Here is a 13,197-nt window from a genome sequence, read left to right as displayed (position 1 = left end):
ACCATCTGCTTTCACGGTCAAGTCGCCGCAACCGCTGGGGGATCCGTTGACCTCGCACCGTCCGCCCGCCTTCGTCGCCATCACGGCGGCAGCCGTCCTCGGCGCCCTGTACTTCGTGCCCAACGCGTCCGCCACTGCCGAGCACACGGCGAACACGGGCATGCAGTCGTCCGTTTCCACCGCCACCACCACCGGGTCGGGCACCGGTGGGGGGCAGCACCTCGCCGACACGGGAAGCGTGGACACCACGCCGTACCTGGTCGGCGGAACCGCCTTCCTCGGCCTGGGCGCGGCTCTCGTGATCAACGCGAGCCGCCGCGCCCGCGACGTGTACTAGGCCCCGTCAACCCCGTCCCGGCCCCAGGGCCGGGACGGGGCCGGGATCAGGCGAGCGGGCCGGTCACCGACTCGGCCGCCGCCACCAGGCCTCCGCCGCGCACGAAGTCGTACGCCGCCGCCAGGTCCGGGGACAGGAAGCGGTCCGGACCGGGGCCGCCCACTCCCGCCTCGCGTGCCGCCTTCAGCACCGCCTGGGTCGCCGGGGCGGCCACCAGCACCTCGCTGCCCTGCACGCGCAGCTCGACGGCGCGCGACGCCGCCATCAGCTCGACCGCGATGATCCGGGCCAGGTTGTCCACCGCCTGCCGCAGCTTGCGGGCCGCCGACCAGCCCATCGATACGTGGTCCTCCTGCATCGCCGAGGAGGGGATGGAGTCCACCGACGCGGGCACCGCGAGCCGCTTGTTCTCGCTGACCAGCGCGGCCTGCGTGTACTGGGCGATCATCAGGCCGGAGTCCACGCCCGGGTCGTCGGCCAGGAAGGCCGGCAGGCCGTGCGAACGGCTCTTGTCGAGCAGCCGGTCGGTGCGCCGCTCCGCTATCGAGCCGAGGTCGGCGGCGGCGATGGCCAGGAAGTCCAGGACGTAGGCGACGGGGGCGCCGTGGAAGTTGCCGTTGGACTCCACCCTGCCTCCCCCGGAGCCTTCGGCCTGGGAGGTACCCCCAGCGAACACGACCGGGTTGTCGACGGCCGAGACCAGCTCGCGGTCGGCCACCATCGTGGCGTGCGTGACGGTGTCCCGGCCGGCGCCGGCCACCTGCGGGGCGCAGCGGATCGAGTACGCGTCCTGCACCCGCGGCGCGTCGTCCTGGTGGTGCCCGGTGAGCCCGGAGCCGGCGAGCACACGGCGCATGTTCTCGGCGCTGGCCGCCTGGCCGGGGTGCGGGCGGATCGCGTGCAGCTCGGGTGCGAGCACCTTGTCGGTGCCCAGCAGCGCCTCCATCGAGAGCGCGGCGGTGACGTCGGCGGCGGTGAACAGCCGGCGCAGGTCCTCGATGGCCATGACGAGCATGCCGAGCATGCCGTCGGTGCCGTTGATGAGGGCCAGGCCCTCCTTCTCGCGCAGCTCGACGGGCTCGATGCCGTGCTCGGCCAGCAGCTCGGGGACGGGGCGCACGACACCGTCGGGGCCCTCGGCCTCGCCCTCGCCCATCAGCACCAGCGCGCAGTGCGACAGCGGCGCCAGGTCGCCCGAGCAGCCCAGGGAGCCGTACTCGTGGACGACCGGTGTGATGCCGGCGTTGAGCAGCGCGGCCATCGTCTCGGCGACGACGGGACGGACACCGGTACGACCGGAGGCCAGCGTCTTCAGCCGCAGGAACATCAGCGCGCGTACCACCTCGCGCTCCACCCGCGGGCCCATGCCGGCGGCGTGCGAGCGCACCAGGCTGCGCTGGAGCTGCGCGCGCAGCTCGGGGCTGATGTGCCGCACCGCGAGCGCGCCGAAGCCCGTCGACACGCCGTACACCGGCTCCGGCTTCGCCGCCAGGGCCTCCACGACCTCGCGCGCCGCGGCGATCCCGGCCAGCGCCTCCGCAGACAGCTCGACCCGCGCACCGCCGCGGGCCACCGCCAGCACGTCCTCCGCCGTGGCCCCGTGGGCCCCGATCACCACGTTATGCATACTCATATTCACGAACCCTACGGACTGAATCGCTACCTGTCACGTGCCGGACGGGCCTCTTCCGCGCCGCCCCGCCCCCGCCCACCGGGCCCGGTCCCGCGGCCCGTTCCCCGGCCCGCGGTCCACGGTCCACGGCCGCGGGGCCGCCGCGCCGCTCAGTCCCGCCCCCGGAAGCGGCGCCGCTCCACGTCGTGGCCCGCGGGCTGGTCGGCGAGCCGCACCACCGGGTCCTCGGGCGCCCCGCGCCCGGCGACCACCGGCTCCACCGAGTGCAGGGCCTTCGCCCGGTACTGGGCCGCGTCCGCCAGCCGGAACAGCCGGCGCCCCGAGGTCACCACGCCGATCTCGGCGTCCGTGGACGCCACCCCGACCGCGACCCCGTCGCCCAGCCCCAGCCACTTGGTGCGCACGCACAGCTCCTCGGCGACCGCCACGACCTCCTCCGCCCGGTGCCCGACCGACAGCAGGCAGAACTCGTCACCGCCCAGCCGCGCCACCAGGCTGCCCTCCAGGGCGGCCCCGCACAGCGACAGCACGGAGCCGAAGCCGACCAGCAGCCGGTCGCCGACCGCGTGCCCGAGCTGGTCGTTGACCCGCTTGAGCCCATTGAGGTCGCAGACCACGAGACTCACCGGGGTCCCGTCGGCCCGGTGCCGCTCCACCGCCTCCTCCAGCCGCTGGTCGACCGCCCGCCGGTTGGCCAGCCCGGTCAGCGGGTCGCTGAAGGCCAGCCGGCGCACCTCGGCCAGCCGCTCGGTCTGGGCGATCCCGGCCGCGGTGAGCGTCGCGAGCACGGTCGCGAACTCGGCGTCGTCCCGGTCGAAGACCGGCCGCCCCGTTCCCCGGGCCACGTACAGCTCGCCCCAGGCGAGCCCGTGCAGCAGGATCGGGGCGACGACGCAGGAGGTGCGGCCGCGCCGCCGCAGCGTGGCCACCCGCTGGTGGCAGTAGGCGCCGCCGCGGCCCTCCGAGGGGCCCTCGGCGGTCTCGATCCAGGCATGCGGCTCGCCGCCCTCGGTCCACTTGGCGTGCAGGAACTCCACGATCTCCGGGAAGTCCGCGACCGAGTACACCTCCTCGGCGGGCTGCGGCTCCTCGCCGGGCGCCAGGTCCCCGTCGTTGACCAGGACCCGCAGCCGTCCGCGGTCGCGCTCCCAGCGGGAGATCGCCGACATGGAACCGCCGAGCGCGACCCGCGCCGAGGACGCGGCGGCGACGGCCGCCTCCATGGGCGACTTCGCCGCCGCCACGGCCCGCGCGAGTTCGGCGACGGCGCGCAGTCGAGCGTCCCCGCCGGTGCCGTCCATGCGCCCGTCTCCTGTCGCAGCAGAACTTTTTACCAGTTTGCGACGTTCGCACGGCCCCGCACGTTACACACCGGCGGCACGGTCGATTTCCCGCTCAATCACTCACCCGGCCACACCGGGTCGCGCTTCTCGTTGAACGCCGCGACGCCCTCCGCGCGGTCCCCCGAGAAGGCGACCGTGCGCCAGGCGGCGTCCTCGACGTCCAGGCCGGTCCGCAGGTCCGTGCCCTGGCCCAGCCGCATCGCCCGCTTGGCCGCCCGCAGGCCCACCGGCGAGTTCGCGGCGATCCGCGCGGCCAGCGCGAGCGCCTCCGTACGGTCCTGGCCCTCCTCCGCGAGCACGTCCACCAGGCCCAGCGCCAGCGCCTCCGCGGCGGGCACCCGGCGCCCGGTGAAGATCAGCTGCGCCGCCCGTGCCGCGCCCACCCGGCGCGGCAGCAGCTGCGTGCCGCCACCGCCGGGGATCACGCCCACCGTGACCTCCGGCAGTCCCACGACGGCCGTCGGGTCCGCGACGATCACGTCGCACGCCAGCGCCAGCTCGTAGCCGCCGCCGAGGGCGAAGCCGTGCACCGAGGCCACCGACGGCATCGCCAGCTCCAGCACGGCCGTGTACGCCGCGCGCGTGTACGGGCGCTGCCGCCCGAGGTCGGCGTCGGTGAAGGAGTTGCGCTCCTTGAGGTCGGCGCCCACGCAGAACGCCCGCTCGTGGGTCGAGGTGAGCACGACGCAGCTCACCGACCGGTCGCCGGACAGCGCCTCGCACGCCTCGGTGAGCGCCCGGGCCATGTCCGTCGAGATGGCGTTCATCGCCTTGGGCCGGTCCAGCACCAGTTCCGCCACCCGCCCGGCGTCACCGTGCCTGCGTACCGCCACCCACTCGCCAAACCGCTGCTCGGCCATCGCGCCGCCACCTCCGGGTCGCCGTTAACGATCGTGAACGTCGACGGTCAGCGTAGTGGGCGCACCCGTCCTCGACGTCATGCTCCCCGGGTACGACGGGCGCTGGTGCCGGCCGGCCGCGACGCCGAGACCGCCATGCCCGCCGGGCTCGGCGTGGGCGCCGACGGCCACCTGGTCCGCCCGGGCCGGCGACCGCGCGCGGCGCTCTCCCGGGAGCGGTCGCCCGCCGGGCTCAGCCGCCCCGGCGGCTCAGCAGCCAGGGCTCGACCACGCCGAGACCGCGCACCGGCCGCCGCCACATGGGCTGCAGCCCGAAGCGGTACTTCTCCTCCGACCCGGGCGCGATCTCCGCCTCCGACTCGGGTGCCTCGCCCGCCGCGACGAGCGCCTGCGCCAGCTCGCCGTCGACGAGCACCGCGTCCCGGGGCGCTATCGAGGTCAGCCGGCTCGCCAGGTTCACCGTGGTGCCGAAGACGTCGCCCATGCGGGTCGTGACGGTGCCGAAGGCCATGCCGACGCGCAGCGCCGGCATCGTCTCGTCGCCGTTCATCGTCTCGATGAGCCGTATGCCGATCTCGGCGGCCGTGCCGGCGTCGTCCGCGACGAACAGCACTTCGTCGCCGAGGGTCTTGATGAGCCGTCCTCCGTGCGCGGCCACCTGGTCGGCGGCCGTGGTCTCGAACGCCTCGACCAGCTCGCCGAGTTCCTCCTCCTCCAGCCGGCGGGTGAGCCGGGTGAAGCCCACGAGGTCCGCGAAGCCGACCGCGAGCCGGCGGTCCACGGCCTCCTCGTCGTCGGAGCGGACGACCCGGCTGGTGGCCGCGGCGAGCTGCCGGCGCCACACGTACGTCAGGAACTCCTCCAGCTCCGGCAGCAGCAGCTCGACCAGCGGATAGGCCACCTCGCCCCGGGTCATGCCGGGTTCGGGCGGCTCGGTGAGCTCCTCCAGGAAGGAGTCGGTCTGCCACTCCGCCAGCCGGGCCGTGGTCTGACCGGTGGACCGGGCGACCTGGATCGCCGTGCTCTCGCTGATCAGCCCGGCCTCGACCATGCCGGCCAGGCGCCGCAGCGCCAGGACGTCGGCCTCGGTCAGCGCGCGAGCCTGGCCGATGTCGGCGAAGCCCATCGCGCGCCAGAACCGGGCGGCGAGGTCCATGGAGACGCCGGCGCTGCGAGCCGCCTGAAAGGGTGTGTAGTGCCGTCCGGAGCCGAGGATCAGGTGCTCCAGGCGGAGCGCGATCGGATCCTCCTCGACGGCGTCCGCGCGGGCGGATCCGCCCCGTTCCTCGGGCTCTTCGAGCTCCTCGGGTTCCGGCTGCCCGCCGTGCCGGCCGCCCGGCTCCTCGTGCGGCGGGAGGTCGCTCGCGTCGTCCACGGTCACCGCCCGCCCCCTCCTGAGTCCCTGCGCACCGGCCCTTCCGATCACCGCGTCGGAGGCTGCCGCCTCAACAATACGGCAGGTGTGTCCTGGCTCACTCTCCCGCCGGGCGTACGTGGACGACGTCGCCGGCGCCGACCGCCCGCTCGCCCTCGGCGGTCGCGACGACCAGCCTCCCGTCGTCGTCGACGGCCACCGCACGCCCGCTGACCTCGCCCCCACCCGGGAGTTCGGCACGCACGGTGCGGCCGAGTGTCACGCAGCCGGCGGCGTACGCCTGCTGCAGCCGGGAGGCGGTGGGGTCGCCGTCGGCGCGCAGCCACTCGCCGTACCAGTCGGCGAGCGAACGCAGCACCGCGCGCAGCAGCGGATCTCGGTCGGTGCCATTGGCCCCGGCGAGCGCCAGCGAGCCCGCGGCGGGGACCGGCAGCTCCTCCTCGCGGAGCGTGACGTTGAGGCCGATGCCGATCACCACGGCGTCGTCGCCGACGCGCTCGGCGAGGATGCCGCCGGTCTTGCGTTCCTCGCCGTCGACGGTGACGAGCACGTCGTTGGGCCACTTCAGCCCGGTGTCGACGCCCGCCGTGCGCGCCACGGCGGAGGCCGTCGCCACGCCGGCCAGCAGCGGCAGCCAGCCCCAGCGCCGGGGCGGGACGGCGGTCGGCCGCAGCAGCACCGAGAAGAAGAGCCCGGAGCGGGCGGGGGCCTGCCACTGGCGGTCCAGGCGGCCGCGGCCCGCGGACTGCTCCTCGGCGACCAGAACGGCGCCCTCGGCGGCGCCCTCCCGGGCCCGGGCGCCCAGGTCGCTGTTGGTGGAGCCGGTGGAGCCCACCACGTCCAGGTCGGTCCACATGCTGTCGGGGGTGACGATCGCACGGCGCAGGGCGGCCGCGTTGAGCGGCGGTCGCTCCAGGTCGGACCAGCGGTTCGAGGTCATGTGTCCAGCCTAGGGTCTGCCCTGCGGATCGCCGCGGACGCGGCCCGTCCGGGTCCGGGACGACGCGGCGGCCGGGAAGGCGGACCCTGGGAGTGGAGTGTGGCCAACGCCGCACTGACCGGGCAGCATCCACGCGGTTACGCTACGAAAACAGTATTACTCGCGAGTCACGTCACACCCTCAGCACGACCCGACGAGAGCAGGAGAGCCGCCTCCCATGGCCGAGCCGGAGATCGACATCCACACCACTGCGGGCAAGCTGGCGGACCTGCGCCGCCGGATCGACGAGGCGACCCACGCCGGCTCGGCGCGTGCGGTGGAGAAACAGCACGCCAAGGGCAAGCTGACCGCGCGTGAGCGCATCGAACTGCTGCTGGACGAGGGCTCCTTCGTCGAACTGGACGAGCTGGCCCGGCACCGCTCGACCAACTTCGGCCTGGAGCGGAACCGCCCCTACGGCGACGGCGTCGTCACCGGCCACGGCACCGTGGACGGCCGTCCGGTGGCCGTGTTCTCGCAGGACTTCACCGTGTTCGGCGGCGCGCTCGGCGAGGTCTTCGGCGAGAAGATCGTCAAGGTCATGGACTGGGCGCTGAAGACCGGCTGCCCGGTCATCGGCATCAACGACTCCGGCGGCGCGCGCATCCAGGAGGGCGTCACCTCACTCGGCCTGTACGGGGAGATCTTCCGGCGCAACACCCACGCCTCCGGCGTCATCCCGCAGATCTCCCTCGTCCTCGGCCCCTGCGCGGGCGGCGCGGTCTACTCCCCCGCCATCACCGACTTCGTGGTGATGGTCGACCAGACCTCGCACATGTTCATCACCGGCCCGGACGTCATCAAGACCGTCACCGGTGAGGACGTCGGCTTCGAGGAACTGGGCGGCGCCCGGTCGCACAACACCGTCTCCGGCAACGCGCACCACATGGCCGGTGACGAGAAGGACGCCATCGAGTACGTCAAGGCGCTGCTGTCCTACCTGCCGTCCAACAACCTCCAGGAGGCCCCCGCCTTCCCGCAGGAGGCGGAGTCCGAGGTGTCCGCGGAGGACCTGGAGCTCGACACCCTGATCCCGGACTCGGCGAACCAGCCGTACGACATGCACCAGGTCATCGAGCACGTCCTGGACGACGGCGAGTTCCTGGAGACCCAGGCGCTGTTCGCGCCCAACATCGTGACCGGCTTCGGCCGGATCGAGGGCCGCCCGGTCGGCGTCGTCGCCAACCAGCCGATGCAGTTCGCCGGCTGCCTGGACATCGACGCCAGCGAGAAGGCGGCGCGCTTCGTCCGCACCTGCGACAGCTTCAACGTCCCGGTCATCACCTTCGTCGACGTCCCCGGCTTCCTGCCCGGCACCGACCAGGAGTGGAACGGCATCATCCGGCGCGGCGCCAAGCTGATCTACGCGTACGCCGAGGCCACCGTCCCGCTGATCACCGTCATCACGCGCAAGGCCTTCGGCGGCGCCTACGACGTCATGGGCTCCAAGCACCTCGGCGCGGACCTCAACCTGGCCTGGCCGACCGCCCAGATCGCCGTCATGGGCGCCCAGGGCGCCGTCAACATCCTGCACCGCCGCACCCTGGCCGAGGCCGGCTCCCCCGAGGAGGCGGAGGCGCTGCGCGCCCAGCTGATGCGGGAGTACGAGGACACCCTGCTCAACCCGTACGTCGCCGCGGAGCGCGGCTACGTCGACGCGGTCGTCCTGCCGTCGGAGACCCGCATGCACCTGGTGAAGGCCCTGCGGACGCTGCGCAACAAGCGCGAGAGCCTGCCCCCCAAGAAGCACGGCAACATCCCCCTGTAAGGAGCGCGCCCAGCAATGGTGATCAAGGTCGAACGGGGCAACCCGACCCCCGAGGAGCTGGCGGCCGTCATAGCCCTCGTCCAGGCCCGGGCCGCGGCGGCCGCGGGGCCCGCCGACGGCCCGCGGGCGGCCGACGAGTGGGCCTCCCCGGCGCGCAACGTGCCCGGCCGGATGCCGCTCCCGGCGCCGGCGTCCTGGCGCAGCACCTACTGGCCGCACTGACCCCCGGCGGACGGAAATGGTCCGCTTGCCCGCCCGCGCCTGAGTACCCGTACTCAGGCGCGGGCGTTCTCCACGGCGCAACCTGGACGGCATGCTGTGGTCAGACCCGTCCGACGAACCCCCCGAGGAGATGCGGCAGGCGCAGGCGATGCTGCGCCGCGCGATGCTCGTGATCGCGGTCGCCGTCCCCCTGATCACCGCCCTGGTGGCCTGGCGCTGCTGACTACGATGACGGTCATGACCGACAGCAGCCGCAGCCCCCGCCCGCTCGTCCTCGCCTCCGCCTCGCCCGCGCGCCTGGGATTGCTGAAGCAGGCCGGGCTGGACCCGCGGGTCGTCGTCAGCGGTGTCGACGAGGACGCGATCAGCGCCGGCAGCCCCGCCGAGCTCGCCCGGGTACTGGCCGAGGCCAAGGCCTCCGCGGTCGCCGCGGGGCTCTCCGACGGCGAGGTCGTCATCGGCTGCGACTCCGTCCTGGACCTGGACGGAGTGGCACTGGGCAAGCCGGTCGACGCCGAGGACGCGACGTCCCGCTGGAAGTCCATGCGCGGCCGCTCCGGCGTGCTGCGGACCGGGCACTGCGTCATCGACCTCGCCACCGGCCGCCGCGTCTCGGAGACCGCCTCCACCACGGTGCGGTTCGGCACCCCGGACGACACCGAGATCGCCGCCTACGTCGCTTCGGGCGAGCCGATGCACGTGGCCGGCGCCTTCACCCTCGACGGCCGCTCGGCGCCGTTCGTCGAGGGCATCGAGGGCGACCACGGCAACGTCATCGGCATCTCGCTGCCGCTGCTGCGCCGGCTCTTCGCCGGGCTGGACCTGCGCATCACCGACTTCTGGGTCTGATCGGCCGCCCGCTCGGACCGGCCCGCTCGGACCGGCCCGTTGTTCCGGGCCGGTCAGACGGCGGCGGGGGCGACGGGCGGCGGGGGCGCGCCTCCGCCGGGCTCGCCGTCCGGGCCGGAGGCTGAGGCGGGCGCCTCTCCCGCGTACAGCACCAGGGCGAGCACGACGAACCCCAGGACCACCATCATCCCCACGAAGGCGGCCCAGCCCACCGGGGCGGCCAGCCCCGCGCCCAGGACCCCGTGGGTCACCGCGCACACGATGAGAAGGATCCGGCCGAAGCGGCCCGGGGACCGGTCGCGCTGCGCCATACGGACGAGCACGACCGCGCAGGCGATGAGGAAGAGCGCCATCAGCACGCCCGCCGCCCATGCGCCCACCGCCATCGCGCCCGGATCGAGCCCGGCCAGGGACATCTGCTGATGCCGTACGGCGATACCCATGATCCAGTTGACGAAGGCGAAGCCGAACGCCTCCAGGATCAGCAATACGGCCGCCGCCACGGCGACACTTCTGCGCACTGCGCGCCCCCTGTCCCAGACCCCTATTACCGGCGGTATTTCGCTGGCCGAACGCTACTAACGGGTAGGAGTTGCGGCAAGAGTCCGCGCGGCACCACCCGTATGGGGCGCCGGTCCGGCAAAGATTTACCCGGGCCTTCGTGGAGTTCCCACAAAAAAAGCGCCACGTCGGTCACGGTGGAGGACGGTGACCCGGCCCACACCCCAGGGCCGCAAGCACCGGGATAAATGGGGCTTTACCGTAGGAAGCCTAGGCATCCGGGTCCTGATTGGGGGCCCGTATCACCCTCCGTGTGGGCAAGCTCACCCCCAGGGGTGCCTCGGCACGAAGTGTCGCCAGTACCTAAACTCTGCTTGTTTCAAGGAGGGAGCCATCGTGCGCAAGGTGCTCATCGCCAACCGCGGTGAAATCGCAGTCCGCGTCGCCCGTGCCTGCCGGGATGCCGGGATCGCCAGCGTGGCCGTCTACGCGGAGCCGGACCGGGACGCGCTGCACGTGCGCGTGGCCGACGAGGCATACGCGCTGGGCGGTGACACCCCGGCCACCAGTTACCTGGACATCTCCAAGGTGCTGGCGGCCGCAGCCGAGTCCGGGGCCGACGCCGTCCACCCCGGCTACGGCTTCCTGTCGGAGAACGCCGACTTCGCCCAGGCCGTCCTGGACGCCGGGCTCACCTGGATCGGCCCCCCGCCGCAGGCCATCCGCGACCTCGGCGACAAGGTCGCCGCGCGGCACATCGCGCAGCGCGCCGGAGCCCCCCTCGTCGCCGGCACCCCGGACCCCGTCTCGGGCGCCGACGAGGTCGTCGCCTTCGCGCGGGAGAACGGCCTGCCGATCGCGATCAAGGCCGCCTTCGGCGGCGGCGGCCGCGGCCTGAAGGTCGCCCGCACCCTGGACGAGGTCCCCGAGCTGTACGAGTCGGCCGTCCGCGAGGCCGTCGCCGCCTTCGGCCGCGGCGAGTGCTTCGTCGAGCGCTACCTCGACAAGCCGCGGCACGTGGAGACCCAGTGCCTGGCGGACAGCCACGGCAACGTGGTGGTCGTCTCCACCCGTGACTGCTCGCTGCAGCGCCGCCACCAGAAGCTGGTGGAGGAGGCCCCCGCGCCGTTCCTGACCCCGGAGCAGAACGCCCAGCTCTACGCGGCGTCCAAGGCCATCCTCAAGGAGGCCGGCTACGTCGGCGCCGGCACCTGCGAGTTCCTGGTCGGCACGGACGGCACCATCTCCTTCCTCGAGGTGAACACCCGTCTGCAGGTCGAACACCCGGTCACCGAGGAGGTCACCGGCATCGACCTGGTCCGCGAGATGTTCCGCATCGCCGACGGCGAGGAACTCGGCTACGACGACCCGCCGCTGCGCGGCCACTCCTTCGAGTTCCGCATCAACGGCGAGGACCCGGGCCGGGGCTTCCTGCCCGCCCCCGGCACTGTCACCCGTTTCGACGCGCCCACCGGCCCCGGTGTGCGTCTGGACGCGGGTGTCGAGGCCGGCAGCGTGATCGGCCCCGCCTGGGACTCCCTGCTCGCCAAGCTCGTCGTCACCGGCGCCACCCGGCAGCAGGCCCTGCAGCGCGCGGCGCGCGCCCTGGCCGAGTTCCAGGTCGAGGGCATGGCCACCGCCATCCCGTTCCACCGCGCGGTGGTCGGCGACCCGGCGTTCGCCCCCGAGGTCAACGGCAAGACCGGTCCGTTCACCGTCCACACCCGGTGGATCGAGACCGAGTTCGTCAACGACATCAAGCCCTTCGCCGCCCCGGCCGACCCCGAGGACGACACCGAGCCCGGCCGCGAGACCGTGGTGGTCGAGGTCGGCGGCAAGCGGCTGGAGGTCTCCCTGCCCGCCTCGCTGGGCATGACCCTGGCCCGCACCGCCGCCGCCGGCGGTGCCCGGCCCAAGCGCCGCGCCACCAAGAAGGCCGGCTCCGCGGCCTCCGGCGACTCCCTGACCTCCCCGATGCAGGGCACGATCGTCAAGATCGCGGTCGAGGAGGGTCAGCACGTCGAAGAGGGCGACCTCGTGGTGGTGCTGGAGGCGATGAAGATGGAACAGCCCATCAACGCCCACCGCGCCGGCACCATCAAGGGCCTCACCGCCGACGTCGGTTCCTCCGTGTCCTCGGGCGCCCTCCTCTGCGAGATCAAGGACTGACGCCCGTCCGCGGACGGCAGCACGAACGCCGCGGGCCCCGGCCGATCACTCGGCCGGCGCCCGCGGCGTTCCGCCGTCACCGTCTAGCGTCGGCGCGGCGCCAGATCGGCGATCCGGGCGGCCTGCTGTTCCCCGGCCAGTTGGGCGGTGCGCAGCGGGGACATCCCCGACACGCCGCCGGCCGACTGGCCGGCGGCCCTGGCGCGCGGCTCACCGGGAGCCGAACCGCCCGGATAGTTGCCGGAGGGGTGCTGGTGGCGCCGGGGTCCCGGCACGGGCGGCATCTCCCGTCGCTGCCGCCCGTGGGTCATCCCGTTGTCCGCCCCGTCCGTCGACGCGACGGCGACCTGCACACCGCGGTCGGCCAGCGCCTGGAGCTCCGTGGCGGCGCGGTCGTCGCCCGCCGGTGGCTCGTCCGTGACCAGATGGGTGATCAGATCCGTGGGCACGGTCTGGAACATGGTGTCCGTGCCCAGCTTGGTGTGGTCGGCCAGGACCACGACCTCCGCCGCCGCCTGGACCAGGGCCCGGTCGACGCTGGCGGAGAGCATGTTGGACGTGGACAGCCCGCGTTCGGCGCTCAGCCCCGCCCCGGACAGGAAGGCCCGCGACACCCGCAGCCCCTGCAGGGACTGCTCGGCGCCGCTGCCCACCAGCGCGTAGTTGGAGCCTCGGAGCGTGCCACCGGTCATGACCACCTCGACCCGGTTCGCGTGCGCCAGGGCCTGCGCCACCAGCAGGGAGTTGGTGACGACGGTCAGCCCCGGCACCCGGGCGAGCCGGCGTGCCAGCTCCTGGGTGGTCGTGCCGGCGCCGACGACGATGGCCTCGCCCTCCTCGACGAGACCGGCGGCGAGATCGGCGATCGCCGTCTTCTCCGCGGTCGATAGATGGGATTTCTGCGGGAAGCCGGACTCCCTGGTGAAGCCCCCCGGCAGCACCGCACCGCCGTGCCGGCGGTCGAGCAGTCCTTCTGCCTCCAGCGCCCGCACGTCACGCCGTACGGTCACTTCCGAGGTCTGGACGACACGGGCGAGCTCACGGAGCGAAACCGCTCCGTTGGCACGCACCATTTCGAGGATCAGTTGGCGACGTTCTGCTGCGAACACGAAACTGACAGTAACGCCAATGACCTTCCGCTATCAGCAGTTTGCACCGATT

Annotated in this window: 13 protein-coding genes; 6 read left to right on the top strand and 7 right to left on the bottom strand. The window is 73.3% G+C overall.

The window, feature by feature from the left end:
- The first annotated feature begins 46 nt into the window (after positions 1-46).
- A complete protein-coding gene (locus tag B085_RS0124930) occupies positions 47-337 on the top strand; it encodes a hypothetical protein (RefSeq protein WP_018561327.1) in 291 nt (96 codons plus the stop codon).
- Between the two features lie 46 nt (positions 338-383).
- Here the strand turns inward: B085_RS0124930 and hutH are convergent, their stop codons facing one another.
- The 5 genes from hutH to B085_RS0124905 form a co-directional block, all read right to left on the bottom strand.
- The gene (hutH, locus tag B085_RS0124925; protein WP_026251402.1) at positions 384-1,964 is read right to left on the bottom strand and encodes a histidine ammonia-lyase; all 1,581 of its coding nucleotides are present in this window, start codon (positions 1,962-1,964) and stop codon (positions 384-386) included.
- 155 nt (positions 1,965-2,119) lie between these two features.
- On the bottom strand, positions 2,120-3,271 hold the full coding sequence (locus B085_RS0124920; RefSeq protein ID WP_018561325.1) for a sensor domain-containing diguanylate cyclase: 1,152 nt from the start codon (positions 3,269-3,271) through the stop codon (positions 2,120-2,122).
- Between the two features lie 98 nt (positions 3,272-3,369).
- Positions 3,370-4,173, bottom strand: a complete 804-nt coding sequence (locus tag B085_RS0124915) for an enoyl-CoA hydratase/isomerase family protein (protein WP_018561324.1) — start codon at positions 4,171-4,173, stop codon at positions 3,370-3,372.
- A gap of 232 nt (positions 4,174-4,405) precedes the next feature.
- Positions 4,406-5,554 (bottom strand): adenylate/guanylate cyclase domain-containing protein, encoded by a 1,149-nt coding sequence (locus B085_RS0124910; protein WP_018561323.1) that lies wholly within the window; start codon positions 5,552-5,554, stop codon positions 4,406-4,408.
- 91 nt (positions 5,555-5,645) lie between these two features.
- The gene (locus B085_RS0124905; protein ID WP_018561322.1) at positions 5,646-6,488 is read right to left on the bottom strand and encodes a biotin--[acetyl-CoA-carboxylase] ligase; all 843 of its coding nucleotides are present in this window, start codon (positions 6,486-6,488) and stop codon (positions 5,646-5,648) included.
- A 217-nt stretch (positions 6,489-6,705) separates the two neighbouring features.
- Here B085_RS0124905 and B085_RS0124900 point away from each other — a divergent pair, with 217 nt between their 5' ends.
- From B085_RS0124900 to B085_RS0124885, 4 genes are all read left to right on the top strand, one after another.
- Complete coding sequence (locus B085_RS0124900) at positions 6,706-8,295, top strand: acyl-CoA carboxylase subunit beta (RefSeq protein WP_018561321.1); 1,590 nt, start codon at positions 6,706-6,708, stop codon at positions 8,293-8,295.
- A 15-nt stretch (positions 8,296-8,310) separates the two neighbouring features.
- A complete protein-coding gene (locus B085_RS0124895) occupies positions 8,311-8,517 on the top strand; it encodes an acyl-CoA carboxylase subunit epsilon (RefSeq protein ID WP_018561320.1) in 207 nt (68 codons plus the stop codon).
- Between the two features lie 91 nt (positions 8,518-8,608).
- Positions 8,609-8,740: a morphogenic membrane protein MmpB gene (gene mmpB, locus B085_RS51505; RefSeq protein WP_018561319.1), complete on the top strand. Its 132-nt coding sequence runs from the start codon at positions 8,609-8,611 to the stop codon at positions 8,738-8,740.
- Between the two features lie 14 nt (positions 8,741-8,754).
- Positions 8,755-9,366 (top strand): nucleoside triphosphate pyrophosphatase, encoded by a 612-nt coding sequence (locus B085_RS0124885; RefSeq protein WP_026251400.1) that lies wholly within the window; start codon positions 8,755-8,757, stop codon positions 9,364-9,366.
- Between the two features lie 53 nt (positions 9,367-9,419).
- Here the strand turns inward: B085_RS0124885 and B085_RS0124880 are convergent, their stop codons facing one another.
- The gene (locus B085_RS0124880; RefSeq protein WP_026251399.1) at positions 9,420-9,887 is read right to left on the bottom strand and encodes a hypothetical protein; all 468 of its coding nucleotides are present in this window, start codon (positions 9,885-9,887) and stop codon (positions 9,420-9,422) included.
- 376 nt (positions 9,888-10,263) lie between these two features.
- On the opposite strand from B085_RS0124880, the gene B085_RS0124875 reads away from it, so the two are divergent.
- The gene (locus B085_RS0124875; RefSeq protein ID WP_018561316.1) at positions 10,264-12,036 is read left to right on the top strand and encodes an acetyl/propionyl/methylcrotonyl-CoA carboxylase subunit alpha; all 1,773 of its coding nucleotides are present in this window, start codon (positions 10,264-10,266) and stop codon (positions 12,034-12,036) included.
- Between the two features lie 83 nt (positions 12,037-12,119).
- Here B085_RS0124875 and B085_RS0124870 read toward each other — a convergent pair whose 3' ends face one another.
- The gene (locus B085_RS0124870; protein ID WP_018561315.1) at positions 12,120-13,109 is read right to left on the bottom strand and encodes a DeoR/GlpR family DNA-binding transcription regulator; all 990 of its coding nucleotides are present in this window, start codon (positions 13,107-13,109) and stop codon (positions 12,120-12,122) included.
- Positions 13,110-13,197 lie beyond the last annotated feature (88 nt).

Origin of the sequence: Streptomyces sp. BoleA5, from assembly GCF_000373665.1 — a bacterium.
In the GTDB taxonomy this organism is placed as follows: Bacteria; Actinomycetota; Actinomycetes; order Streptomycetales; family Streptomycetaceae; genus Actinacidiphila.
The sequence above is the reverse complement of the archived record's forward strand: the minus strand, read 5'-3'. Positions and strand labels throughout refer to the sequence as shown.

What these genes read in the sequence shown, in the direction of transcription:
- hutH (WP_026251402.1), bottom strand. Translation starts at nt 1,964, where the DNA reads ATGCATAACGTGGTGATCGGGGCCCACGGGGCCACGGCGGAGGACGTG.
- B085_RS0124920 (WP_018561325.1), bottom strand. Translation starts at nt 3,271, where the DNA reads ATGGACGGCACCGGCGGGGACGCTCGACTGCGCGCCGTCGCCGAACTC.
- B085_RS0124915 (WP_018561324.1), bottom strand. Translation starts at nt 4,173, where the DNA reads ATGGCCGAGCAGCGGTTTGGCGAGTGGGTGGCGGTACGCAGGCACGGT.
- B085_RS0124905 (WP_018561322.1), bottom strand. Translation starts at nt 6,488, where the DNA reads ATGACCTCGAACCGCTGGTCCGACCTGGAGCGACCGCCGCTCAACGCG.
- B085_RS0124900 (WP_018561321.1), top strand. Translation starts at nt 6,706, where the DNA reads ATGGCCGAGCCGGAGATCGACATCCACACCACTGCGGGCAAGCTGGCG.
- B085_RS0124895 (WP_018561320.1), top strand. Translation starts at nt 8,311, where the DNA reads ATGGTGATCAAGGTCGAACGGGGCAACCCGACCCCCGAGGAGCTGGCG.
- mmpB (WP_018561319.1), top strand. Translation starts at nt 8,609, where the DNA reads ATGCTGTGGTCAGACCCGTCCGACGAACCCCCCGAGGAGATGCGGCAG.
- B085_RS0124885 (WP_026251400.1), top strand. Translation starts at nt 8,755, where the DNA reads ATGACCGACAGCAGCCGCAGCCCCCGCCCGCTCGTCCTCGCCTCCGCC.
- B085_RS0124870 (WP_018561315.1), bottom strand. Translation starts at nt 13,109, where the DNA reads ATGGTGCGTGCCAACGGAGCGGTTTCGCTCCGTGAGCTCGCCCGTGTC.